Source organism: Cognatishimia sp. F0-27, assembly GCF_020667845.1.
Classification (GTDB): Bacteria; Pseudomonadota; Alphaproteobacteria; order Rhodobacterales; family Rhodobacteraceae; genus JAFMPQ01.
The window spans coordinates 1-23582 of sequence record NZ_JAFMPQ010000021.1 but is presented as its reverse complement, the minus strand read 5'-3'; the positions used below and the strand labels follow the sequence as shown (position 1 = coordinate 23582).

The following is a 23582-nucleotide window of genomic DNA, read 5'->3' as shown; positions in this document are numbered from 1 at the left end:
GACCGGCCGAAGGCCTGTTATGCCGTGATCCGTGTCGACTGTAGCGCCTCTATCCGCGCGCGTGTCAGCACATAGGTATGGATGGAGAACACCACCGCGCGTGTGACAGGCAGGCGGACAATCCCCTGACGTTCTGTCCGAAAGAACGGCGCCCTGTCCGGATCTTCCGCCGTGCCGATCTGAGCTTGCTCGGGCTGCGGTTGATACAGGCTTGCATCGTCGTGCCAGAGACCGTTGTAGCGCCAAAGCGGTCTGCCCGGTTGCACCCCGTCAAACAGCCGTTGCACCCGCTTGGCCACATCCGCGCCATATCTTGCGACCGGGTCATGGATCGACACAAGCGCGCGTCCGGCTTTTTCCCGCAATCTCCAGCGTGAGGGAAAACACAGCACTGCCGCGCGCAGCCGGTGCTCCGTCTCACCCGCTTCGCGGATCATCAGCACGAGGTCCTCCTGCACAAGCAGGCCAAGCGCGCGCATCGGGTCGCTCCTGTCAGGGGTCAGCCTGATCCCGTCTGGCCGAATGACCGCATCGCCCTCACGCAGAAACCCTTGGGGCAATGCCCCGATCACGGTGTCAAAAAGCTCCTCGGCCGCGGGCCGCACGGCCTCGTCGAGATAGAGCACATCGCGTGGGCGTTCCGCGATGAGACGTGCGCGTTCCTGCATCTGCGCGCCATAGGCGTCATCGACCTGCAACCAGTGCTGCGGATCCATCGGCTGGATGCCGGGCAGGGCGCGCTCGGTCAGCGCATCATAGGGCAGGGATTCTTGCAGGATCATCCGTGGGCCTTGTGGAACAGTGCAGTGCCACGGTGGTAGCCTCCGGGTCTGCGTTCTGGCAAGGGCGGTCGTCGGCGATTTGGCGGCGCGCGTTGAAAACGACCATGCGCTTGCGGTTTCGGTGTCGCAAACCGGCGCGCCGCCCATTTATCGGGCGCGCAGGCTGGGCATGCACTCCACTCTTGCGGAAAGGACACCGACGCATGAACCTCCATCATCGAGACAATCGCAAGATCGATCCGACCCGCGGTGCCATGACAGGGGACAACACGCCGAACGATGCCAATCGCATCGAGATCGGACCGACCCGGCTCGCCCTCGCGGAATGGGCCGAGGCAGGGTTGGATCTGCCCGATCTTCAGGCGATGCGGCAGTATCGCTGGCGCAGGTTGGTCGATCATATCAATGCCCGCGACTATGGCGGGCTTCTGGTGTTCGATCCGCTGAACATCCGCTACGCCACGGACAGCACCAACATGCAGCTTTGGAACACGCATAACCCGTTCCGGGCGCTGCTGGTCTGCGCGGACGGGCACATGATCCTGTGGGATTACAAGAACGCGCCTTTCCTGAGCAGCTTCAACCCCTTGGTGCGCGAGGTGCGCTCCGGTGCCGACCTGTTCTACTTCGATCGTGGGGACCAGATCGGCAAGGCGGCGGATGTGTTTGCCAACGAGGTGCGGCTGGCGCTGGCCGAGCATGCGCCCGGGCTTTCCCGCCTCGCGGTAGACAAGGTCATGATCCACGGTCTGCGCGCGCTTGAAGCGCAGGGCCTGACCGTGATGCCCGGCGAGGAATTGACCGAGAAGGCCCGCGCGGTGAAAGGCCCCGACGAGATCAAGGCGATGCGCTGTGCGGTGCATGCCTGCGAAACCGCCATGTCAGAGATGGAGCGCTTTGCCCGTGATGAAGTGCCGGGCGGAGAGGTCAGCGAGGACGACATCTGGGCGGTTCTGCATGCGGAGAACATCCGCCGCGGCGGTGAATGGATCGAGACGCGGCTTCTGACATCGGGGCCGCGGACCAACCCATGGTTTCAGGAATGCGGCCCGCGCATTGTTCAGAACAACGAAATCGTGGCTTTTGACACGGATCTGGTCGGCAGTTACGGCATTTGCGTCGATATTTCGCGAACGTGGTGGATTGGCGATGCACCGGCGCGCGACGACATGATCGACGCGATGCGTCACGGCCATGAACACATCATGACCAATATGGCGATGCTCAAACCGGGTGTGATGATCCCGGAACTGACGGCAGGGACCCATGTTCTGCGCCCGGAATTTCAGGCACAGAAATACGGCTGCCTCATGCACGGGGTCGGGCTTTGTGATGAATGGCCGCTGGTGGCCTATCCCGACAAGGCCGTCGAAGGGGCGTTTGACTATCCGCTCGAACCGGGCATGACCCTGTGCGTCGAGGCGCTGGTGGGCACCGTTGGCGGGGATTTTTCCATCAAGCTGGAGGATCAGGTCGTGATCACCGAGGACGGGTTCGAATTGCTGACCCACTATCCTTACGATTCGCGTCTGATGGGCGAGGTGTAAGGCGCAGCGCACAATCTCCGAAAGGTCCGCCAACGGGCGGGGGCGTATGGCTGCATGGTCCGAGCGTAGGGTGGTCGGGTGATTTGCCAAGACGGCGGGCGTTGAAGATCGCAACACATTCAGACTGTTGTGTGGCGCGCGACCCGTTCCGTGCCGCCTATGCTGCCAGCTCCGGCCGTGAGCGCGCGGTTGTAACACCGATCACCCGGACGATAGCGCGCTCTCACCAATCCGTGACGTTTCGGTCACATAGCTTGCAGGATGGCTGTCGGCTGCGCACTGTTTAGCCCAGACACGAACACACTCGCGCCCTCCGAACGGACTGACCGCCCCTCCGGCCCGCGCTTGCCCCTCAGGAGACCGACGCCATGCCGACTGAAAGACTGAGCTTTACCGGATCGACCGGCGTGCCGCTGGCTGCGCGGCTCGATATGCCCGAAGGCCCGCATCTGGCCACGGCGCTCTTTGCGCATTGCTTCACCTGTTCCAAGGATATCCCTGCCGCCCGTCGGATCGCCGCGCGGCTCGCGGCGATGGGCATCGCGGTATTGCGCTTTGATTTCACCGGTCTGGGTCACTCCAAGGGCGAGTTCTGCAACACCACCTTCACCTCCAACGTGGCTGATCTTGCGGCCGCGTCCGCCTATCTCGAAGCGCGCGGCATGGCCCCGGACCTGCTGATCGGGCATTCGCTTGGCGGGGCGGCGGTTCTCAAGGTTGCGCCGCAGGTTGCGTCCGCCAAGGCGGTGGTCACGCTGGGGGCGCCCTTTGATCCCGGTCACGTCACCCACAATTTTGCCGGGGCGCTGGAGACGATTCGCGCGGAAGGCAAGGCGACGGTCGATCTTGGCGGGCGGCCCTTCACGATCACACGCGCTTTCGTGGAGGATGTGGAGGGCGCCTCGCTGGCACAATCCATTGCCACCATGCGCAAAGCGCTTCTTGTCCTGCATGCGCCGCGCGACGCGGTGGTCGATATCTCTAACGCAACCGGCATTTTCTCGGCGGCGAAACACCCCAAGAGCTTTGTGACGCTCGATGAGGCGGATCACCTGATCACCCGTCCCGAAGACGCCGAATATGCCGCCGAAGTGATCGCAGCATGGGCCGGCCGCTACCTCACGTTGACGCCGCCCGCACCGCCCATCGGGGCGCCCGAAGGCGTGACGCGCGTGAGCGAGGCTGACCCGTCCGGCTTTCTTCAGGATGTCCAGAACGGCCCGTATCACCATGCCCTTGCGGACGAGCCGGAAGCCTATGGCGGGACCAATCGCGGCATGTCGCCCTATGGCTTTGTCGCCGCCGGTCTGGGGGCCTGCACCTCGATGACCCTGCGCATGTATGCCCGCCAGAAGGGATGGCCGCTGGCTCATGTTTCCGTGGACGTCACCCATGACAAGGTGCATGCGCAGGATGCACAGACCGCCCATGACACGCGGGTCGATCGTTTCGTGCGCCGGATCATCCTTGAGGGCAGGCTATCAGAGGCGCAGCGCAGCCGTTTGCTTGAGATTGCGGACAAGTGTCCGGTCCACAAAACGCTGGAGCAAGGCGCGCTGATCGAGACGCGGCTTGTTGGCGCGGATGAGCTTGCCGAACCGGTGCGCTGACCGGCGGATCCGCTCCGGGTCTATCCTTCACCCGGACCAAGTGCGCCGCACCGTTTGCGATCAGCGGGTCATCGGGTCCATGAGCACCCGCTCCTCGGGGCCGGTGACGCTGGTGTAAAAGCAACTGCGCCGGTTGGTGTGACAGGCCGGACCGGTTTGCGAGACCCGCGCCAAGAGGCAGTCGCGGTCGCAATCGACGCGAAGATCCACCAGTTTCTGGGTGTGGCCGGAGCTTTCCCCCTTGATCCAGAAGGCCTGCTGGGATCGGGACCAGTAGGTGACCCGCCCGGTCTCGAGTGTGCGGGCCACCGCTTCGGCGTTCATCCACGCCATCATGAGCACCTCGCCGCTCTCGGAATCCTGCGCAATACAGGGGATCAGGCCGCGGTCATCATAGACCAAAGTCGCAGGATCGAAGGGCATGGGAGAAAAAACCTTTTTCGTGGGCCGAACGCCCCCTATGTACAGAGCGGAAGTGATAAATCAAACCGTCCGCTCCGGAGGGCCCATGTCGACCGATACCGATCTCATCAAGCTCTATTCCGGCCGGATTCTCGAACTCGCGGCGGATTTGCCCCACACAGAGCGTCTGGAGGCCCCCGACGCAACGGTCAAGAAGCGCTCGCCGCTTTGTGGGTCCACGGTCACGGTCGATATCGCGGTGTCGGACGGGGTGGTGACTGGCTACGGACAGGACGTGAAGGCCTGCGCGCTGGGGCAGGCGGCGGCGTCCGTGGTGGGGTCGGCGATCATCGGGCGGACTCAGCCGGAAATCGTTGCCGCCCGCGATGCGCTCAAGGCAATGTTGAAAGCCGATGGCCCGACGCCTGCGGCGCCGTTTGACGGGCTCGAGGTGCTGCGCCCGGCAGCAGCCTACAAGAACCGTCATGCGTCGATCCTGCTGTCGCTCGACGCCGCTTGCGAGGCAATGGAACAGGTCCAGCAATCGCAGAGCGCCTAGCACGGGCCAGAACCATCCTCGCAATCCTCATGCGACCATTCTGCCCGGTCAGCCTTAACCGGTTATTTGTGCTGTTCGGCTACGCTTTCGTCAGGTTTGACGAAAGGAGAACGCATGCGTCACGAACGTGGCCTGCCTGAAGGGAACAGTTCTGGCATTCTGGCCGAGCTGACGGATGGCGCAACCGGTTTGGGGCGGGCAACCGTGGAAATCGGCGCTTTCCTCGCCGATCTCGACCAGCAATGCCGCGCTCAGACCACGGATCTCGAGGCCGTCCAGACCGCTGTTGACGCGCTTGGGCATGCAACAAGCGGCATGGGGCAGGCCATGGCCCAAATGCGGACCCACGCGGAAGAGGCGCTTGGCGGGGTGCAGCATTCCTCGGAGGTGATCGCCCGGTCTGCGGGAGCGTCGCAGGATATCGCGCAATGGGTGCGGTCCGTGCATGGCGATGGCGAAGCGGTGGAAGGGTTTCTGCGTGCGGTGCAGCAATCGAACGCCCAGATCGCCGATATCGCGTCACAGGTCACGATCCTTGCCGTAAATGCCAAGATCGAGGCCGCGCGGGCCGGGCAGGCGGGCAAGGGTTTTGGCATCGTCGCCGATTCGGTTAATGAACTGAGCATGAAGACGGCACAGGCCGCCGGGCAAATCACCGAGACAGTCAAGCAGTTGACCGACTGGATGCGCGGCTTGCACCGCGGCGCAGAGGCCAATGTGCGGGGCGCACAGGCGGTGCTTGACGGCGCGGCGCAAACCGACGCGGCGCTGCGCCGGATCGAGACGCAGGTCGAGGCGCTGAGCGAGGAGGCGACCCGGGTCGAGGCGGAAACATCCCGTGCGACCGCTTGCATGGAGCAGGTGCGTCCGGCGGTGCAGTCCATCGCCACATCCGTCAGCGGGGTTGCCGTCGGGGTCGAACAGGCCAATCGTCGTTGCGAGAGGCTGGTAGACACCTCCGAAGGGCTGCTGCAACAGGCGGTGGCGCTTGGTGGCAACGGAGCGGATGCGCCGATGATCACACGCGTTCAGGATATCGCCGGCCAGATCGCGGAGGCGTTCGAGTCGGCTGTGGCGTCGGGCCGGATCACATTGAACGCCCTTTTTGACACCCGCTACGTGCCCATCCCCGGCACCGATCCGGTGCAGGTTCGCACGGCCTTTACCGATCTCACCGACGCGCTGTTGCCGGCGATCCAGGAGCCAGCGGCTGCGAGCGATCGCGGCGTGGTTTTCTGTGCCGCCGTAGACAGGAACGGCTATCTTCCAACGCACAACCGGAAGTTCTCGCAACCGCAATCGGACGATCCGGTGTGGAACGCAGCCAACTGCCGAAACCGGCGAATTTTCGATGATCGTGTCGGGCTCAAGGCCGGGCGCAACCAACGTCCCTTCCTGCTTCAGGTTTATCGTCGCGATATGGGCGGCGGGGCCTTTGTGATGATGAAGGATCTCTCCGCACCCATCCATGTTCAAGGGCGGCATTGGGGTGGCGTCCGGCTGGCCTACAAGATTTGAGCGGTGCTGCGGGCGCAGAGGCCGGCGGTGCAAGACCGGAGCGTTGGTTCTTCTTGTGACGGAGGAATGACGCGACAGGGATACACATGCAAGGGCGGCATTGGGGTGGCGTCCGGCTGGCCTACAAGATTTGAGCGGTGCTGCGGGCGTAGAGGCCGTCGGTGCAAGACCGGAGCGCTGGCGCTTCTTGTGACGCAGGAATGACGCCACAGGCACGGAGCGGCAATGGCGCCAATGCGGCCCCGGCAAGCTGCCGGTGCAGATCCGTCGCCGGCGTTGACAAGCCATCACGAGCGCGTGGCCCCCCTGTGCAGACGTGTGCTTCTCGGGCATGATCAGGCGCAAGGAGGATCCGATCATGCGCATCAAGGCGGCCATCATGGCCATCACACTGGGTCTGGCGAGCATGGCGAGCGCGAGCCCGGAATTCTGGAGCCGGGAATGGCCAGAGACGAATTTCGAAAAAACCTCGATCAAGAACTGGGTGGAGATCCTTTCGGGCGGGCCGCCCAAGGATGGCATCCCGGCCATTGACGATCCGCAATTCGTGGAGATCGACCAAAAGAGCGGGATCGGCGGGATGGAACCGGTCATCACCGTCAAGATCGGGGACGCCCGTGCGCGCGCCTATCCCATCCGCTATCTCACGTGGCATGAGATCGTGAACGACACCGTGGGCGGTGTGCCGGTTGCGGTCACGTTCTGCCCGCTGTGCAATTCGGCGCTCACCTTCGACCGGCGGGCAGCCGGTCGGGTGCTGAGTTTCGGTGTCTCGGGCAAGCTGCGCAATTCGGACATGATCATGTATGACCGCGAAACCCAAAGCTGGTGGCAGCAAGCCATCGGAGAAGCCATCGTGGGCGAGTTGACCGGAACCGAGCTGACGCTGATGGCGAGCTGGATGGAAAGCTGGGATCAGTTCAAGGCGGCGCACCCGGACGGGCTCGTGATGGCAGAGCCGCCGTGGAACCGATCTTATGGTCGCAATCCCTATCGCAATTACGACAGTTCCCAACGGCCATTCCTCTATTCCGGGGAGTTGCCGCCACATGACATCCCCGCGCTGATGCGCGTCGTGCGGGTCGAGGATCGCGCCTGGCCGATGGACCGGCTGGCCCGGGAGGGCACGATCAGCGAAGCCGGCGTGACCGTCTCCTGGCGGCCCGGTCAGGCCTCTGCGCTGGACGATGGCACCATTGCGCGCGGACGGGATGTCGGTTCGGTGCGCGTGCGGAACGCGCAGGGGCGCGACGTGCCGCATGACGTGATGTTCGCCTTTGCCTTCCACGCCTTCTGGCCGGACGGCACCTGGATGATCGGACGCTAGGTTCAGCCGACGCAGGCGGCCGCGCGGATCGCATGCTTCGAAGCGGCCGGGGTCCCAATCGGGGTCCCGGCCGTTTGCGTGAGATGCCGTGCGCTCAGCCGTCCAGCCGGACCAGCGCGTGGCGCTTCTTGCCCGCAGACAGCTTGACCGGTTCCGCGAGTGCAGCTGCGTCGAGCATCAGCCCGGCATCCGTGAGCGGCGTGTCGTTCAGGCGTGCGCCGTTCTCCGCAATAAGGCGCTTGGCCTCCTTGCCGGATTTGGCAAGCCCCGAGCGCACGATCACCTGGACGATGGAAATACCCCCGGCGATCTCGTCCGCGCTCAGGGAGAGCGTCGGGAGGTCGTCGCCCACGCCACCGCGTTCGAAGACTTCGCGCGCTGTCGCCTCTGCCGCGGCGGCCGCATCCGCCCCGTGGCACAGTGTCGTGACCGCATTGGCCAGGGTGACCTTGGCTTCGTTGATCTCCGAGCCGGACAACGCCCCGAGCCGATCGCATTCCGCAACGTCGATCTCGGTATAAAGCTTGAGGAACCGACCGACATCCGCATCCGTGGTGTTGCGCCAGAATTGCCAGAACTCGTAGGGCGCGCGCATCTCGGCATTCAGCCAGACCGCACCATCGGCCGACTTGCCCATCTTCTTGCCGTCCGAGGTGGTCAGTAGCGGCGAGGTCAGCCCGAAGATTTCCTGATCGGCAATGCGGCGTGTGAGGTCGATCCCGTTGACAATATTGCCCCATTGATCCGAGCCACCCATCTGCAAGAGGCAACCGTAGCGGCGATTGAGCTCAAGGAAATCGTAGGCTTGCAGGATCATGTAGTTGAATTCGAGAAAGCTCAGGGATTGCTCACGGTCCAGTCGCGATTTCACCGACTCAAAGCTGAGCATGCGGTTCACGGAGAAATGCCGCCCGACATCGCGCAGGAAGTCGAGGTAGTTCAGACCGTCCAGCCATTCGGCATTGTTGAGCATCAAGGCGCCATCCGCGCTGTCGTCGTAGCGGATGTATTTCGCGAAAACCTGTTTGATGCCGGCGATGTTGTCGTCGATCTGTGCGGGCGTCAGAAGCGGGCGTTCATCGGCGCGAAAGCTGGGATCGCCCACCTTGGTGGTGCCGCCGCCCATCAGGGTGATCGGCTTGTGGCCGGTTTTCTGCAACCAGCGCAGCATCATGATCTGGATCAGCGATCCGACATGCAACGACTTCGCCGTGGCGTCAAAGCCGATATAGGCGGGCACCACCCCTTTGGTCAAAGCCTCGTCAAGGCCCTGATAATCGGTGCAATCGGCCAGAAAGCCACGTTCGATCATCACGCGCATGAAGTCCGATTTGGGATGGTAGGTCATCGCTTTGCCTTCCTATAGTGCGGGCAACGGCATAGACCGAAGCGGGCGAAAGGAAAAGGCCCGCATGACGGTGACAAAGAGGGTTTGGCGGTGAAAGACAGGCTCAGGGACAAAGGCAGCCCGCTTTGGGTGGCCGGCACCATGTCCGGGACGTCCTTGGACGGCGTGGACGTTGCGATGATCCAGACCGACGGGCATCGTATTCTCGGGTTCGGCGAAAGCGGATACCGCGCCTATTCGGATGCGGAACGCAGGACGTTGCGCGCGGCGCTGGGCCGCTGGCCGGGAGACGATCTCGACGCGGCGCTGGAGGTTGTGACGCGCGCCCATTGCGAGGCGCTCGCACCGTTTGGCGCGGCAGACCTCGTGGGGTTTCATGGCCAGACCCTCGCCCACGAACCGCACGGGCGCGGCACGCATCAGCTTGGCGCGGGCGAAGCGCTGGCTGCGGCGCTCGGGCGACCGGTGGTTTGGGATTTCAGATCCGCCGATGTCGCGCTGGGCGGGCAGGGCGCCCCACTTGCGCCATTCTACCATTTTGCCTGCGCCAAGTGGATCGACGCTCGGGCGCCGATCGCGTTCCTCAATCTCGGCGGAGTGGGCAACCTGACATGGGTGGATCCCCGATGCGCGGCTCCGGAAGCGGACGGGGCTTTGCTGGCGTTTGACACCGGGCCGGCCAACGCGCCGCTGGACGATCTCGTGTTCGAACGGCGGGGGTTGCGGTTTGATGACGGTGGTGCGCTTGCGGCCGAGGGGCGTGTGGAGGACGGCGCGCTGGAGCTGTTCCTGGAGGAAGGGTATTTCGCGAAGATCCCACCCAAATCCCTTGATCGCGATGACTTTTCGCTGATGTTCGATCTTGTGCGGGAATTGAACGATGCCGATGCTGCCGCCACCATGACCGCGATGGCCGCCGCCGCCGTGATGCGCGGGATGGAGCATTGTCCGTCCATGCCCGAACGGCTTCTGGTCACGGGCGGCGGGCGGCACAACCCGGTCATGATGAACATGCTCGCCGCGGCCATCGATTGCCCGGTCGCGCCGGTGGAGAGCGTGGGACTCGATGGAGACATGCTGGAAGCGCAAGCCTTCGGCTATCTCGCGGTGCGCGTGGCGCGCGGGCTCCCGACCTCTGCGCCGGGGACAACCGGGGTGGCCGCCCCGGTGTCGGGAGGGCAGATCAGCCGGCCAGACTAGGCCAGCGCGGCTCTGCGACCGATCAGGACCAGCGCGCTTCGAGCTTTTCGAGCGCGGCGATGCGTTCCTCTGTCTTTGGATGCGACAAGAGCCACGCAGGGGCGGCGCCGGCGCGCGACTGCGTGAGGGCCTCAAGCTTGCGAAAGAGCGATTTCTGCGGTTCGATCCCGAGGCCCATCTTGACCATGAGAGCGGCTGCGTATTCGTCGGCCTCGTATTCATCCTGGCGAGACAGCCGCGCAGACAGCAGCGTCATCGCCGCGTTGGCGATGAGGGGGCCCACCCCCGGCAAGAAGCGTGACAGGACCATCGCAAGCGCGGTGCGCACCGCATTCTGACCGGAGAAGTCGATCATCCGGCGCCGCGAATGTCCCAAGGCCACATGGCCAAGCTCATGCGCGATCACGCTCGCCATTTCCTCGGCGCTGACTTCGCCTGCGCGGTATTTGGAATAGAACCCGCGCGTGATGAAGATGCGCCCATCCGGGGCGGCCAGCCCGTTGACCGGCTCGATTTCATAGAGATGCACCTTGATGCGCTCCAGATCGAGCGCCTTGGCCATCTTGTCTGTCAGCGCCTTGAGCCTTGCATCGGCCAGCTCTGTCGAGCGCATGTCGAGTTCACGCGCAGTGCGCCAGGCAGAGACGCGATACATCGCAAGCCCGTAGAGCAGCGCAAGAAGGATCGGCAGAAATTTCAACATGCCCTGAATATGGGCTTTTCCAAAAGCGATGGAAGGGTGGGTATGGGGTTATCACAAAAAATCGCGCGCGACCCTGAAGGCCGCGCGCGGTGTTTCGAGTGAGACGCTCCGAACCGGAGCGCGCTCTGCGTTTACTGGGTCACGCCGAGGTTGTTGCCGTTGCCGAGCTGGGTGGCGCTCAGAACGTTGTTGTTGCCGTTCTGGAGCGCGGCCATCTGGTTGGTGTCGCCTGTTACAGCGGCATCGATGGCGTTGCCGTTTCCGAGCTGGCTTGTCGCAAAGAGGTTGCCGTTGCCAGTGAAGGACGCGTCGAACAGGTTGTTGTCGCCGGTCTGGATGATCTGACCCGCATTGAGCGAGATCGTCAACGCATCACCGGTGAAGGCGCTCATGCCATCGCCATTGTTGTCACCGACGATGTCGAGCAGCACGCCATAGACACCGGAATTGTTGCCGGTCTGCTGGATGTCGGCATAGTTGGCCTGACCATCGATCAACACATCCGCAAGGTTGGTGCCGTCCTGGGTGATGCCGAGCGCGTTGTCATTCGACCCGGCGGTGATGTCGACATCCGCGACGTTCATGGTGCCAAGCTGGTTGATGCCCACATCGTTGCGGTCGCCGGCGATGGTGACCATGTTCACCATGTTCAACGTGCCGTCCTGCTTGATCGCGGTCTCATTGTCATTGCCGATAATCGCAACGATACCGGTGGTGTTGCTGGTGCCGGTCTGGTCGATGCCGAAGAGGTTGTTGTTCCCCTGCGCGTCATACTCGGCGGCGTTGCTGTCGCCGACCTGGATCACGCTGGCAACCTGTGCGCCAACGCCGGCGGCAAAGGTTCCGGCGGTGAAGTCGATGTAGTCGATGTAGTCCGGTGGAGTACCGTTGGGATTGTTTACGTTGGTCCCGTTGGCGATGCCGTTTTGCGAGACGACCGCCGTGTTGCCACCGAGCACGGCGCCAGTAGAATCCTGGGAAATCACGTTGATGGTATTTCCCGACCCGGCCTGTGTGGCGGTTGCGGAGTTATCGTCGCCCAGCTGCGATACGCCGACGAGGACCTGCTTTTCGCCGCTCTGGTCGACGGTCATGGCGTTGCCTTCGCCGTTCTGGGCAAGGCCGTTCTGCACCATGTTCAGGTTCGAATTCAGGAAGATCGTCCCGGCGTTACGCCTGATGGTTCCCCCGATCCGGTTGCGGCTATAGCCGGAGGTTTTATCGGAGACGTCCTGATCCACCATGATCGTGTTTGCGTCAACGCCCGTGTTTGTCTGGCGCACGGCGCTGAGGATGTTGCCGAACCCGTCGAGCGGTCCGCTGCCGGAATACAAGCTGGCAGAATAGCCCGCATCGCTGCTGGTCTGCACGACGGTAAGGCTGTTGACGCCGCCGCTCACGCTGGTCTGCTGGACCGTGTTCAGGATGTTGGTGTCGGAGCTTTGCGTCACGTCCATGACGTTGTTGTCGCCGATCTGGTCGATCTCGTTCTGGTTTCCGCCGTTCTTGACGCCAATGAAGTTGTCATTGCCGCTCTGGACGATGTCGAGATCGTTGTTGTCGCCTGTCTGCTCCATGTCATGCGTTGTGGAACCGGCCTGGTTGACGTCGCCTGACTGTGTGATCAGCGCGTCGTTGTCGTTTCCGCTCTGGGACAGGTAGGACGCATTGTTGTTGGCAGCAGCCATGCTCGCCAACGACAAGGTTAAGGCTGTTGTTGCAATCAGTGTGATAGTTGATTTCATGATGACTTCCATTGTTACCCGTTATCTGCGCACGAAAAATACGCGCGCATTGTCACGTCAAACACGTCGAACGAGCTGTCAAAATCAGCCGCGATCAACGCATCACTTATCTGGTCTGTTATTCCGCTCGGATTCCAATTCCCCCCGAAACCGGTAACGACGCGTGAACGAGTGTTCGGCATTCGCACAGCGTCGCGCAACTGGAAAACTCGAATAAAATTGCGAACAATTCGTTTCGATAAAGATTTCAGACAATTAGAAATTACAGAAATCGCTAGGTCAGGGATTAGACCCTCAACGAAGAAAGGAGTCGTATGATTTTCGCACATCTTAAAGTTGAATTAGCGAATCGCTTATTCTGCATGTGGGAATTGAGTCCGAAATCCTGTGCAGCAAAGCCCACGCAATTACGCGCGAAACGCGCACCGAATGGATCATCGAAAGGCGCCGGATACCGGCGCTTGCGAATGATGGCGTCCCGCGCGGTCCCGTCGCCACAGGAATTAATGGGAATTAAGGCATGCGTGACGTTTGCGGGCACGACCGGGGGCCGGTCGTATCCGGCGTTCAGGCGAAAGCCTCGGCAAGCGCGCCTTCATAGGCAAGGCGAAGCTCACCAAGCGATGCCTGGGAATGACCAAGCTGCACCGCCGTGCCGCCGAACCGGCCGATGGTCTGGAGCCGGACACCCGCCTGACCGGCGGCGATCATCAGCGCCTCGGCCGCATCGAAGCCGGCCGCGATGATATAGCGTGCCTGATCCTCGCCGAAGAGCGTGGGCGTATCGCCGGCGTCGATCTGCACCCCGATCCCGGAGGCGTGGGCCATCTCGAAGGCCGCAAGCGCCAAACCGCCATCCGCCAGGTCACTGCATGCAGCGATCCAGTCACGGTTCTCGCGGATGAACGTGCCGTTCCGGCGCTCGGCTTCAAGATCGACGGCGGGGGCGTCGCCGTCCTCGCGGTTGAACACTTCCGCAAGCAAGGCGGATTGCCCCAGATGCCCGGTGGTCTCCCCCACCAGAAGCAGCAGATCGCCCTCGCGGGCGCGTCCGAGGATCGGGGTTTCATCGGCGGCGATCAGCCCGACGGCGCCAATTGTCGGCGTGGGCAGAATTCCGGTGCCGTCGGTCTCGTTGTAAAGCGACACGTTGCCGGAGACGATCGGCATGTCGAGCGCCGAACAGGCCGCTCCGATGCCCTGGATCGCGCCGACGAACTGTCCCATGATTGCGGGTTTTTCCGGGTTGCCGAAATTGAGATTGTCCGTGGTCGCCAGCGGCAAGGCCCCGACGGCGGAGAGGTTGCGATACGCTTCCGCGACCGCCTGCTTGCCGCCTTCCACCGGGTTGGCGCGCACGTAGCGCGGCGTCACGTCGGAGGTGAAGGCAAGCATCTTGTCGGTGCCATGCACCCGGATCACGCCGGCGCCAAATCCGGGCGTGGCCACCGTGTCGGCCATGACCTGGCTGTCATATTGCTCGTAAACCCACGTGCGCGCGCCATAATTCACACTCGACAGCAGCGCCTTGAGACCGTCCACCGGGTCGATCTCGGGCACGTCCCCAAGCGGTTCTGCGGGCGGGGTCGGCTCCCACGGGCGGTCATATTCCGGCGCGCTGCCGGACAGCTTTGTCAGCGGCATGTCGGCCTTGACCTCGCCGTGATGCATGATGAGGAACCGGTCCTCCGCGATGGTCTCGCCGACAATGGCAAAATCGAGGTCCCATTTGTCAAAGACCGCCTTGGCTTCGGCCTCCTTGGCGGGGTCGAGCACCATGAGCATGCGCTCCTGGCTTTCGGACAGCATCATCTCGTAGGCGGTCATGTTCTCTTCGCGCGTGGGAACCTTTTCAAGGTCCAGCCGCACGCCAAGACCGCCCTTGTCGCCCATCTCCACCGCCGAACATGTCAGGCCGGCGGCCCCCATGTCCTGAATGGAGATCACCGCGCCGGTCTGCATCAGTTCGAGGCAGGCCTCCATGAGCCGCTTTTCGGTGAAGGGGTCGCCGACCTGAACGGTCGGACGCTTCTCCTCGATGGTTTCGTCGAACTCCGCGCTGGCCATGGTCGCGCCGCCGACTCCGTCGCGCCCGGTCTTGGCCCCCAGATAGACGACAGGGCGCCCGACGCCCGACGCCGCTGAGTAAAAGATCTTGTCCGCATCAGCGAGGCCAGCGGCAAAGGCATTCACGAGGCAATTGCCGTCATAGGCGGTATGGAACCGCAATTCGCCGCCCACGGTCGGCACGCCAAAGGCGTTGCCGTAACCGCCGACGCCTTCGACAACGCCATGCACCAACGCGCGGGTCCGCGGATGATCGGGGCGCCCGAAGCTCAGCGCGTTCATCGCGGCCACCGGGCGCGCGCCCATGGTGAACACGTCGCGCAGGATGCCGCCCACGCCCGTGGCAGCCCCCTGATAGGGCTCGATATAGGACGGGTGGTTGTGGCTCTCCATCTTGAACACCACGGCCTGACCGTCGCCGATATCGACCACGCCGGCATTCTCACCGGGACCGCAAATCACCTGCGGACCGTCGGTCGGCAGGGTGCGCAGCCATTTCTTGGAGGATTTGTAGGAGCAATGCTCGTTCCACATGGCCGAAAAGATGCCCAGTTCCGTGAAACTCGGCTCCCGCCCGAGGATGTTGAGGATCTCGGCGTATTCATCGGGCTTGATGCCATGGGCCTCGATCAGGTCTTCGGTGATGGCGGGCTCGGTCATGTCTTGGCTCCCTCGGGGCGATTGCGACGGTCTTTACTGTAGCCTGTGACGGGGAGCAACGGCGCGGCGCGCGGCGGAGGGAAAAATGCATTGACCGGCCCGCCGAAAGCGGTTCCCCTGCGTGAGGCAGATGGGCAATTCGACAATAGGGGCGCGGATGCAGATCATGGAAAACCCGTGGCGGGGAACGGGCCTGTCGATGCCGGACGTGCCGCTCCCGAGCCGGGACGCCGCCGCGCCGGCAGCCCTTCTGGCACGATGCCCGGCACATGCGGTCACGGTTTTGCATGACAGGCCGGACCTTGCGGCGCGCATCGGGGTGAGCACGGTGCATGTCAAGGATGAGCGCGCGCGCATGGGGCTTGGCAGCTTCAAGGCGCTTGGCGCGGCCTATGTCATTGCCCATGAAGCCGAACAGGCGGGCGGTGCCCATGATACCGCGCTTGCCGGGCGCACCTATGTCACCGCGAGCGCGGGCAATCACGGCCTTTCGGTTGCCGCCGGGGCGCAGATTTTCGGGGCGCGCGCCGTGGTTTACCTGTCACAGACCGTGCCGGAGAGCTTTGCGGCGCGGCTCCGCGCCAAGGGCGCGCAAGTCGTGCGGGAGGGCGCGCAGTACGAGGCCAGCATGCAGGCCGCTGAGCGCGCCGCGCAAACCCATGGTTGGACATTGCTGTCCGATAGCTCGTGGGAGGGCTACCACGCGCTGCCGCATCGGCTGATGGAGGGCTATCTTCAGCTTGCCGCCGAGGTGACCGATGCCATGTCGGCACCGACCCATGTGCTGTTGCAGGCCGGGGTGGGCGGCATGGCGGCAGCGGTGGCCACGCATCTGCGCGCGGTTTGGGGGGACGCAGTGCGGATCATCGTTGTGGAGCCGACCGCCGCGCCGGCGCTCTTTGCCGCCATCGATGCGGGCGCCTTGGTGGACACGGAAGGTCCGGTGTCGGAGATGGGCCGGCTCGATTGCAAGACGGCGTCTCAGATCGCGCTGGCGGGGCTGGCTCGGGATGCCGATGCGTTCGCGTTGATCACGGAGGACGAGGCCGCCGCGGCGTTGCCTGTGCTGGCGGCGGCGGGGCTTGGCTCCACCCCGTCGGGTGCGGCGGGCTTTGCTGCCGCGCTCTACAATCCGGGCGCGCTTGGTCTTTCCGAAGACGCGCGCGTGCTGGTGATCCTCAGCGAAGAGGCCGCTTCGTGACGCGCCGCCACAGCGGCTCGCCCGCGATACACGGCGGGCGGGCGTGATGGCCGGGGATTTCGCACCCGAAGAGTTCCGGGCGCGTGTGGCGCGCGCACAGAGGCGCATGGCCGAGCACGGGCTGGCTGCGATCCTGCTCACCACGGAGCCCGAGATCCGCTATGTCACCGGGTTCCTCACCCGGTTCTGGGAAAGCCCGTCGCGCCCGTGGTTCGTTGTGATCCCCGCGGCTGGCGATCCGATTGCGGTGATTCCGGCCATTGGCGCGCCGCTGATGGCGCGCGGCTGGATCAGCGACATCCGCGCATGGGACGCCCCGCAGCCCGGAGATGACGGGGTCTCGTTATTGGTGGAGACGCTGCGGTCGGTGGCCGGGGGCGGGCGGATCGGGATGCCCATGGGCCCGGAGTCGCAGCTGCGCATGCCATTGGTCGATTTCCGCCGGGTGGAAGCCGCGATCGCGCCCGCAACCGTGGTCCCCGATGCGGGCATCATGGCAGGGCTGCGCGCGGTCAAGTCAGCGGCGGAGATAGCCCGTATCGAAACCGCCTGTGCCATCGGCGGGCGCGCCTTTGCCCGTGTTGGCGAGATCGCGCGGCCCGGGCGCAGCCTTGCCGCGGTGTTCCGGGATTTCCAGCGGCTCTGCCTTGAGGAAGGGGCGGATGACGTGCGCTATCTCGCGGGAGGCGCCGGGCCTCTGGGCTATGACGACGTGATATCACCGGCGACCGACGCTCCGCTTGTGGACGGGGACGTGCTGATGCTCGACACCGGGCTGACCCACGGCGGGTATTTCTGTGATTATGACCGCAACTTTGCCATGGGCAGGCCGGACCGGCGTGTCCAAAGCGCCTGGCATCGACTGATCGAGGCCTCCGACGCCGGACTTGCGGCGGCGCGACCGGGTGCGCGGGCCTGTGATCTTTGGTCTGCGATGAATGCCATCTGCGGGACGACCGGCGGACGGCTTGGTCACGGGCTTGGCATGCAATTGACGGAGGGGCTTTCACTGATTGCCGCCGACGAGACCGTTCTGGAGCCGGGCATGGTGCTGACGCTTGAGCCTGCGGTCGCTGTTGCGGAGGGCGCCTCGCTCGTTCATGAGGAAAACATCGTGATCACGGAAACCGGCGCACGGCTGCTGTCTCCGGCCGCCTCGCGCGACTTGCCGAGGCTCTGATGGGGGCGCTGTCTTACACCCTCGCTCCGCCCTTGGGGCACAGGGCCAATCTCGGGCTGGTGGTGTTGCGCTCCGATGAGACCCTCGAAGCCGATTTCCGCCGCGTGCTGCCCGCCGAGGGCGTCGCGCTTTATGTGACCCGCATTCCGTCTTCCACGGAGGTCAGCAGCGAGACCCTCGCTGCCATGGAACAGCATATCTCCGGGGCCGCGGGGCTCTTGCCGCCGCGGGTGGCCTTTGACTGCATCGGGTATGGCTGCACCTCCGCGTCGGCCCTGATCGGCACCGAGCAGGTGGCCACGCTTGTGCGCACCGGCCGGATGACCCGCGCAGTGACCGACCCGCTTTCCGCGCTGGTCGCGGCGTGTCGGGCATTGGGCCTGCGCCGCCTCGGGCTGGTGACGCCCTATGTGGCCACGGTGTCCGAAGGGCTGCGGGGGGCATTGAAAGGGCAGGGCATCGCGACCCCGGTTCTGGCCAGCTTCGAGGAGGCGGAGGAAACCCGCGTCGCGCGGATTGACGCGCCATCTCTGGCCGGCGCGGTGCGCCATGTGGCCGGGCAAGGCGGTGTCGACGCGGTCTTCTTGTCCTGCACCAATCTGCGCACGTTTGACGTGATCGCCCCGCTTGAAGCAGAACTCGGACTGCCCGTGCTCTCCTCCAATCAGGTTCTGATCTGGCATATGTTCGAAACCGCCGGGATAGCAGAGCGGCGGAGCGATCTCGGGGCGCTCTGGACGAGGTATGGTCTCGGCGCGGAGGTTTCACCTCACGGTTGTGATTCCCTGTAACGTGCTGCAATGCAGCGTGTGCCGCCGACCCTGTTGCGGCAGCAGGGCAGAGTGCGTGGCAAGGCGCCCGGCAAAACGACGTGTCAGACGGCCCGCGCCGCAGGCACGGGTTAAGTCCACGTCACAGCGCAAAAAAAAGGCCGAGCAAAAGCTCGGCCGAAGTCCAACAGGGAGGTATGCCAGTGATGCACCGTTAGGCACGTCAGCGACATATGCCAAATATGTCATCAAGATTGAGTCGTTCAAGACAAATCATACCGCGCCCGCAGCATTCCCGGTATGCGTGATATGCATACCACAGGGCTGCACCGCTGGTGACAGGCTCGAAATCCAAAGGTTGGGACGGGGGAGGGAAGCTTCAGTCAGCACCCATGGCGCGGCGTTGGCGACGGTGGGCAATGATCTCCTGTTCGACGAAATCGCGAAAGGCCGCGATCCTTTTAGAGTGGCGCAATTCTTCGGGATAGGCAAGGAAAACAGGCACTTCGTTTGACTCAACATCCGGGAGAACACGCTGCACGTTTGGAAAATCCTCAAGGATGTAATCCGGCAGCACCCCGATCCCAAGATTGGAGATCACCGCCTGAAGCACGCCGAAATAATTGTTCACGGTCAGTGTCTGATCGATGTCGAAGGTCATCAGTTCCTGGACCAGTTGCATACCGGCCGTGACCTGCGCCGAGCGAGGATTCTGGGAGATCAACCGATGATTGCGGATATCCGCGACATCCTTGGGCTCGCCCCGTTCGGCTAGATAGGCCGGGGAGGCATAGAGGCGCATGCGGATCGACATCAGCCGCTTGCGGATCAGATCGGCCTGGCTTGGCTCTTTCATGCGGATGGCCACATCGGCCTCTCGCATCGGCAGGTCCAGCAGCCGTTCCTCGAGCATCAGGTCGATGTTGAGATCGGGATAGATCTCGTAGAGCTTCGTCAGGCGCGGAGCCAGCCACAAGGCGCCAAACCCGTAAGTGGTGGTGACGCGCAACTCGCCAAACACTTCCTCTTCGCTGTCCCGGATGCGCGCGGTGGCGGCGTCGATGCGCTTGATCATCGACTTTGTCGCATCGAAGAGCAGTTCCCCCTGCTCGGTGAGAATCAGCCCACGCGCATGGCGGTGGAACAGGATCGTGTTGAGGCTCTCCTCAAGGCCACGGATCTGTCGCGATACCGCTGATTGCGACAGGTGCAGCGCATCACCGGCATGGGTGAGACTGCCTGCATCGGCAACGGCGTGAAATATTCTTAGCTTGTCCCAGTCCATGCTCATCCGGTCCTGTCTCACGCAACATCTTAAACGACATATCTTTTCGGCGTTACATCCAGTTTGCACAACTGTGTGAATGTTCCGCAAAAAACACTATCAAGGTCAACAATTATGACCTACTATTCTGCTAGACTGCAAGGATCATTTGCGCGGGGAGGGCGTCCATGAGCAAGCCGCAGATTTCACTGAACGACCGGTTCGACCTGTCGAAAGACACGGTGCTGCTCAACGGGACGCAGGCGCTGGTGCGGCTGATGCTGATCCAGAAAGCGCGTGACACTGTCGAAGGGCGCAACACAGCGGGTTTTGTCACCGGCTATCGCGGCTCTCCGTTGGGGGCTGTCGACTTGCAGATGGCGCGGGCGGAAAAGTTCCTGCGTGCGTCTGACGTCACGTTCCGAGAGGGGCTGAACGAGGATCTCGCCGCCACGGCGCTCTGGGGTGCCCAGCAAGCCGAGCTGCGCGGCGAAGGACGGTTCGACGGGGTTTTCGGGCTCTGGTATGGCAAGGGGCCGGGCGTGGATCGCTCCGGTGACGTGATGCGCCATGCCAATATGGCCGGCACGTCGCCGCATGGCGGTGTCATCATGGCAATGGGCGACGACCATACCGGCGAAAGTTCGACCGTTCTGCACCAATCCGAATGGGCGATGGTCGATGCCTACATACCTGTCGTCTCTCCGGCCGGGGTGCAGGAGATCCTGGATTACGGCGTGTATGCCTATGGTTTGTCTCGGTTTTCCGGGCTTTGGGTCGGATTGAAGACGATGAAGGACACGGTCGAGGCGACCGCCGTGGTCGACGGGCGTCCGGACCGCATGACGCTTGTCACGCCCGAGTTCGAGATGCCCGAGGGAGGGCTGAACATTCGCCTGATCGATACGCCGCATGCGCAGGAAACGCGCATGATCGACCACAAGCGTTATGCCGCCGAAGCCTTCAGCCACGCCAACCGGATGGACAAGCGGATGCATGGCAAGCCCGGTGCGCGCATCGGTTTTGTGGCGGCGGGCAAGAACTGGCTCGACCTGCTGCATGCGATGTCATTGCTGGGGCTCGACGCGGAGACGTGCGAGCGGGTCGGGGTTACGACCTACAAGGTTGGCCAGACCTTCCCGCTCGACATGAAAGGATTCACCGCATGGGCCGAAGGGCTCGACCTCATCGTGGTGGTGGAGGAAAAGCGCAAGCTGATCGAAGTGCAGATCAAGGAGGCGATCTTTGACGATCGGCACGGTCGGCGCGTCTATGGCTGGTACAAGGGCGGATCGGGCGGCCTGCACCGCGAAGAGCTTTTCCCGACGCGCGGTGCGCTGGACCCAATCCTGATTGCTGAAAAACTGGGCGGGATCCTCATTGAAGAGGGCTGCGGCACGGATCGGCTCAAGGCCGGTCTGGCGCAGATTGCCGAAGCGACCCGTGCCGACAATGCCGAGGAGATTGCCGCGCGCACGCCGTATTTCTGCTCCGGTTGTCCGCACAACACATCCACCAAGGTGCCGGAGGGCAGCCGGGCCTATGCCGGGATCGGCTGTCACTACATGGCGCAATGGATGGACCGCGAGACGACCGGCTTTACACATATGGGCGGCGAAGGCGCGAACTGGATCGGGGAGTCGCTTTTTTCGACGCGGGACCACGTGTTCCAGAATATCGGCGATGGCACCTATAACCACTCCGGGGTGCAGGCGATCCGTGCGGCCATCGCGGCGGGCACGAAGATGACCTACAAGATCCTCTTCAATGATGCCGTGGCCATGACGGGCGGCCAGAAGAACGAGGGCGGCCTGACACCGCAGCGCATCGTGGCGGAGATGCGCGCGATGGGGGCGGCGCATGTCTTCCTCGTCTATGACGAGAAGGAAGACGTGGATTTTGCGGCCATCCCGAAAGAGGTCGAAACCTTCGAGCGCGCCGAGCTTGATGCGGTTCAAAAGCGCTGCACGCAGATCGACGGGGTCTCGGTCATTGTCTATGTCCAGACCTGCGCGGCGGAGAAGCGGCGTCGCCGCAAGCGGGGCCAGTTTCCGGACCCGGACAAGCGGGTGTTCATCAACACGGATGTCTGTGAAGGCTGTGGCGATTGCGGTGTGCAGTCCAATTGCGTGTCCATCGTGCCGGTCGAGACCGAACTTGGCCGCAAACGTGCGATCGACCAATCCAGTTGCAACAAGGATTTTTCCTGCCTCAAGGGGTTCTGCCCGTCTTTCGTGACATTGGAAGGTGCCGTGCCGAAAAAGGCCGCGACGGCCTCCCTTGAACTGCCGGACCTGCCGATGCCCGCGCTGCCGGCGATCGCGGGGACACATAACGTGGTCATTACCGGCGTTGGCGGCACCGGTGTGGTGACGATCGGCGCGGTGCTGGCACAGGCCGCCCAGATCGACGGCAAAGGGGCCGCGATGATGGAAATGGCCGGGCTCGCCCAGAAGGGCGGCGCGGTGCATATCCACCTGCGGCTGGCTGAAAAGCCATCTGATATCAGCGCGGTACGCGTGGCGACCGGTGAGGCGGACGCGCTGATCGGCGGGGATCTCGTGGTGTCTGCCGGTGCCAAGACGCTGGGCCTGATGACCACCGGACGGACGAAGGCCGTGGTCAACAGCCATGAAATCATCACCGGCGCCTTTACCCGCGATACCGAGTTTGCCCTGCCAACCGATCGTTTGCGGCTCGCGCTTGAGGCACGGCTGCAGGATCGGTTGGATCTGTTCGATGCCTCCGAGCTGGCGCGGGTGACGCTGGGCGACTCGATCTTTTCCAACATGATGATCCTCGGGGCGACATGGCAGCGCGGTGCGTTGCCGCTGACCCTCGAGGCGATCCAGTCCGCGATTGCGCTGAACGGAGCGGCGGTGGAGAAAAACCAGCGCGCCTTCGAGATCGGCCGCTGGGCGGTGCTTTATCCGCAAGACGCCGCGGCACTGGTCGCGCCGAACGTCATCGCCATGCCAAAAAGTCTCGAGGAGTCAATTGCATACCGGGCGGAGCACCTGGTGAAGTACCAGTCCCGCCGGCTCGCCAGGCGCTACCGCGCGCTTGTGGACAGCGTCTCCGACCCGAGGCTTCGCGCCGCCGTTGCGAAGGGATATCACAAGCTGCTGGCCTACAAGGACGAATACGAGGTTGCCCGGCTGCATCTTGAAACGCGGGCCAAGGCGTCAGCGGCGTTCGAGGGCGATTTCAAGATGACCTTTCACCTTGCGCCACCGATCCTGTCCAGGCCCGGCCCGGATGGTCGCCCGGCCAAGAAGGGGTTCGGTGAGGGAATGGTGAGGAATTTCAAGATCCTGGCTCGGCTCAAGGCGCTTCGGGGAACGTGGTTTGACCCGTTCGGGCGCACCGAGGAACGGCGGATGGAACGCGCTTTGATCCGCCAATACGAAGCGGATATGGCGGCGTGGCTGCCCCGCGCGGACACGGTGGATGCGGATGCCCTTGTGGCGCTGGCGGCATTGCCGCTCGAAATCCGCGGATTTGGGCCCGTCAAGGCTGCAAATGAGGCCAAGGCCGCCAAGCGGCGCGAAGAGATCCTCTCCGTCTTACGTGCAGGAAAGACCGGTCTCGCCAAGGCAGCGGAATAGCGGCGCGCGGGGCGGGACGCCCGCGCCTTTGGTGCATGCATAATCCATGCACATGACATGCACATTGCATGCGCATGACTTGTGGGTTTTG

The 23582-nt window shown here is 63.4% G+C and carries 17 protein-coding genes; 10 read left to right on the top strand and 7 right to left on the bottom strand.

Annotated features, from left to right (window positions below; genetic code table 11):
- Nucleotides 1–17 precede the first annotated feature (17 nt).
- Nucleotides 18–782, bottom strand: coding sequence for a DUF3445 domain-containing protein (locus J1C49_RS12355; protein WP_227446138.1), 765 nt, complete (start codon nucleotides 780–782; stop codon nucleotides 18–20).
- A 203-nt stretch (nucleotides 783–985) separates the two neighbouring features.
- On the opposite strand from J1C49_RS12355, the gene dddP reads away from it, so the two are divergent.
- A complete protein-coding gene (dddP, locus tag J1C49_RS12350; protein WP_227446137.1) occupies nucleotides 986–2329 on the top strand; it encodes a dimethylsulfonioproprionate lyase DddP in 1344 nt (447 codons plus the stop codon).
- 368 nt (nucleotides 2330–2697) lie between these two features.
- Nucleotides 2698–3939 carry a bifunctional alpha/beta hydrolase/OsmC family protein gene (locus tag J1C49_RS12345; RefSeq protein WP_227446136.1) on the top strand — a complete coding sequence of 414 codons (1242 nt, stop codon included), beginning with the start codon at nucleotides 2698–2700 and terminating at the stop codon, nucleotides 3937–3939.
- Nucleotides 3940–3999: 60 nt separating this feature from the next.
- Here J1C49_RS12345 and hisI read toward each other — a convergent pair whose 3' ends face one another.
- On the bottom strand, nucleotides 4000–4362 hold the full coding sequence (gene hisI / locus J1C49_RS12340) for a phosphoribosyl-AMP cyclohydrolase (protein ID WP_227446135.1): 363 nt from the start codon (nucleotides 4360–4362) through the stop codon (nucleotides 4000–4002).
- Nucleotides 4363–4447: 85 nt separating this feature from the next.
- Between hisI and J1C49_RS12335 the strand changes: the two genes are divergently transcribed.
- From J1C49_RS12335 to J1C49_RS12325, 3 genes are all read left to right on the top strand, one after another.
- On the top strand, nucleotides 4448–4900 hold the full coding sequence (locus J1C49_RS12335) for an iron-sulfur cluster assembly scaffold protein (protein ID WP_227446134.1): 453 nt from the start codon (nucleotides 4448–4450) through the stop codon (nucleotides 4898–4900).
- Nucleotides 4901–5014: 114 nt separating this feature from the next.
- A complete protein-coding gene (locus tag J1C49_RS12330) occupies nucleotides 5015–6418 on the top strand; it encodes a methyl-accepting chemotaxis protein (RefSeq protein WP_227446133.1) in 1404 nt (467 codons plus the stop codon).
- 358 nt (nucleotides 6419–6776) lie between these two features.
- A complete protein-coding gene (locus J1C49_RS12325; protein WP_227446132.1) occupies nucleotides 6777–7745 on the top strand; it encodes a DUF3179 domain-containing protein in 969 nt (322 codons plus the stop codon).
- Between the two features lie 94 nt (nucleotides 7746–7839).
- Here J1C49_RS12325 and tyrS read toward each other — a convergent pair whose 3' ends face one another.
- Complete coding sequence (gene tyrS / locus J1C49_RS12320; RefSeq protein ID WP_227446131.1) at nucleotides 7840–9093, bottom strand: tyrosine--tRNA ligase; 1254 nt, start codon at nucleotides 9091–9093, stop codon at nucleotides 7840–7842.
- A 90-nt stretch (nucleotides 9094–9183) separates the two neighbouring features.
- On the opposite strand from tyrS, the gene J1C49_RS12315 reads away from it, so the two are divergent.
- Nucleotides 9184–10293, top strand: coding sequence for an anhydro-N-acetylmuramic acid kinase (locus J1C49_RS12315; protein ID WP_227446130.1), 1110 nt, complete (start codon nucleotides 9184–9186; stop codon nucleotides 10291–10293).
- 22 nt (nucleotides 10294–10315) lie between these two features.
- Here J1C49_RS12315 and J1C49_RS12310 read toward each other — a convergent pair whose 3' ends face one another.
- The 3 genes from J1C49_RS12310 to purL all read right to left on the bottom strand — a co-directional run bounded on the left by J1C49_RS12310 (nucleotide 10316) and on the right by purL (nucleotide 15468).
- Entirely contained in the window at nucleotides 10316–10996 is a 681-nt protein-coding gene (locus J1C49_RS12310) for a M48 family metallopeptidase (RefSeq protein WP_227446129.1), read from the bottom strand.
- Nucleotides 10997–11127: 131 nt separating this feature from the next.
- Nucleotides 11128–12741, bottom strand: a complete 1614-nt coding sequence (locus tag J1C49_RS12305) for a hypothetical protein (protein ID WP_227446128.1) — start codon at nucleotides 12739–12741, stop codon at nucleotides 11128–11130.
- A gap of 567 nt (nucleotides 12742–13308) precedes the next feature.
- Nucleotides 13309–15468, bottom strand: coding sequence for a phosphoribosylformylglycinamidine synthase subunit PurL (gene purL, locus J1C49_RS12300; protein ID WP_227446127.1), 2160 nt, complete (start codon nucleotides 15466–15468; stop codon nucleotides 13309–13311).
- A 157-nt stretch (nucleotides 15469–15625) separates the two neighbouring features.
- On the opposite strand from purL, the gene J1C49_RS12295 reads away from it, so the two are divergent.
- From J1C49_RS12295 to J1C49_RS12285, 3 genes are read left to right on the top strand one after another with little or no spacing between them, the layout of a single operon-like run.
- The gene (locus tag J1C49_RS12295; protein WP_227446206.1) at nucleotides 15626–16669 is read left to right on the top strand and encodes a pyridoxal-phosphate dependent enzyme; all 1044 of its coding nucleotides are present in this window, start codon (nucleotides 15626–15628) and stop codon (nucleotides 16667–16669) included.
- Between the two features lie 46 nt (nucleotides 16670–16715).
- The gene (locus J1C49_RS12290) at nucleotides 16716–17849 is read left to right on the top strand and encodes a Xaa-Pro peptidase family protein (RefSeq protein ID WP_227446126.1); all 1134 of its coding nucleotides are present in this window, start codon (nucleotides 16716–16718) and stop codon (nucleotides 17847–17849) included.
- Nucleotides 17849–18640 (top strand): aspartate/glutamate racemase family protein, encoded by a 792-nt coding sequence (locus J1C49_RS12285; RefSeq protein ID WP_227446125.1) that lies wholly within the window; start codon nucleotides 17849–17851, stop codon nucleotides 18638–18640. The genes J1C49_RS12290 and J1C49_RS12285 overlap by 1 nt, the downstream gene beginning before the upstream one ends.
- A 358-nt stretch (nucleotides 18641–18998) precedes the next feature.
- Here the strand turns inward: J1C49_RS12285 and J1C49_RS12280 are convergent, their stop codons facing one another.
- Complete coding sequence (locus J1C49_RS12280; RefSeq protein WP_227446124.1) at nucleotides 18999–19904, bottom strand: LysR family transcriptional regulator; 906 nt, start codon at nucleotides 19902–19904, stop codon at nucleotides 18999–19001.
- A gap of 167 nt (nucleotides 19905–20071) precedes the next feature.
- Here J1C49_RS12280 and J1C49_RS12275 point away from each other — a divergent pair, with 167 nt between their 5' ends.
- On the top strand, nucleotides 20072–23491 hold the full coding sequence (locus J1C49_RS12275) for an indolepyruvate ferredoxin oxidoreductase family protein (RefSeq protein ID WP_227446123.1): 3420 nt from the start codon (nucleotides 20072–20074) through the stop codon (nucleotides 23489–23491).
- Nucleotides 23492–23582 lie beyond the last annotated feature (91 nt).

Coding starts and splice junctions, on each gene's coding strand:
- J1C49_RS12355 (WP_227446138.1), bottom strand. CDS start 782: ATGATCCTGCAAGAATCCCTGCCCTATGATGCGCTGACCGAGCGCGCC.
- dddP (WP_227446137.1), top strand. CDS start 986: ATGAACCTCCATCATCGAGACAATCGCAAGATCGATCCGACCCGCGGT.
- J1C49_RS12345 (WP_227446136.1), top strand. CDS start 2,698: ATGCCGACTGAAAGACTGAGCTTTACCGGATCGACCGGCGTGCCGCTG.
- hisI (WP_227446135.1), bottom strand. CDS start 4,362: ATGCCCTTCGATCCTGCGACTTTGGTCTATGATGACCGCGGCCTGATC.
- J1C49_RS12335 (WP_227446134.1), top strand. CDS start 4,448: ATGTCGACCGATACCGATCTCATCAAGCTCTATTCCGGCCGGATTCTC.
- J1C49_RS12330 (WP_227446133.1), top strand. CDS start 5,015: ATGCGTCACGAACGTGGCCTGCCTGAAGGGAACAGTTCTGGCATTCTG.
- J1C49_RS12325 (WP_227446132.1), top strand. CDS start 6,777: ATGCGCATCAAGGCGGCCATCATGGCCATCACACTGGGTCTGGCGAGC.
- tyrS (WP_227446131.1), bottom strand. CDS start 9,093: ATGACCTACCATCCCAAATCGGACTTCATGCGCGTGATGATCGAACGT.
- J1C49_RS12310 (WP_227446129.1), bottom strand. CDS start 10,996: ATGTTGAAATTTCTGCCGATCCTTCTTGCGCTGCTCTACGGGCTTGCG.
- J1C49_RS12305 (WP_227446128.1), bottom strand. CDS start 12,741: ATGAAATCAACTATCACACTGATTGCAACAACAGCCTTAACCTTGTCG.
- purL (WP_227446127.1), bottom strand. CDS start 15,468: ATGACCGAGCCCGCCATCACCGAAGACCTGATCGAGGCCCATGGCATC.
- J1C49_RS12295 (WP_227446206.1), top strand. CDS start 15,626: ATGCAGATCATGGAAAACCCGTGGCGGGGAACGGGCCTGTCGATGCCG.
- J1C49_RS12290 (WP_227446126.1), top strand. CDS start 16,716: ATGGCCGGGGATTTCGCACCCGAAGAGTTCCGGGCGCGTGTGGCGCGC.
- J1C49_RS12285 (WP_227446125.1), top strand. CDS start 17,849: ATGGGGGCGCTGTCTTACACCCTCGCTCCGCCCTTGGGGCACAGGGCC.
- J1C49_RS12280 (WP_227446124.1), bottom strand. CDS start 19,904: ATGGACTGGGACAAGCTAAGAATATTTCACGCCGTTGCCGATGCAGGC.
- J1C49_RS12275 (WP_227446123.1), top strand. CDS start 20,072: ATGAGCAAGCCGCAGATTTCACTGAACGACCGGTTCGACCTGTCGAAA.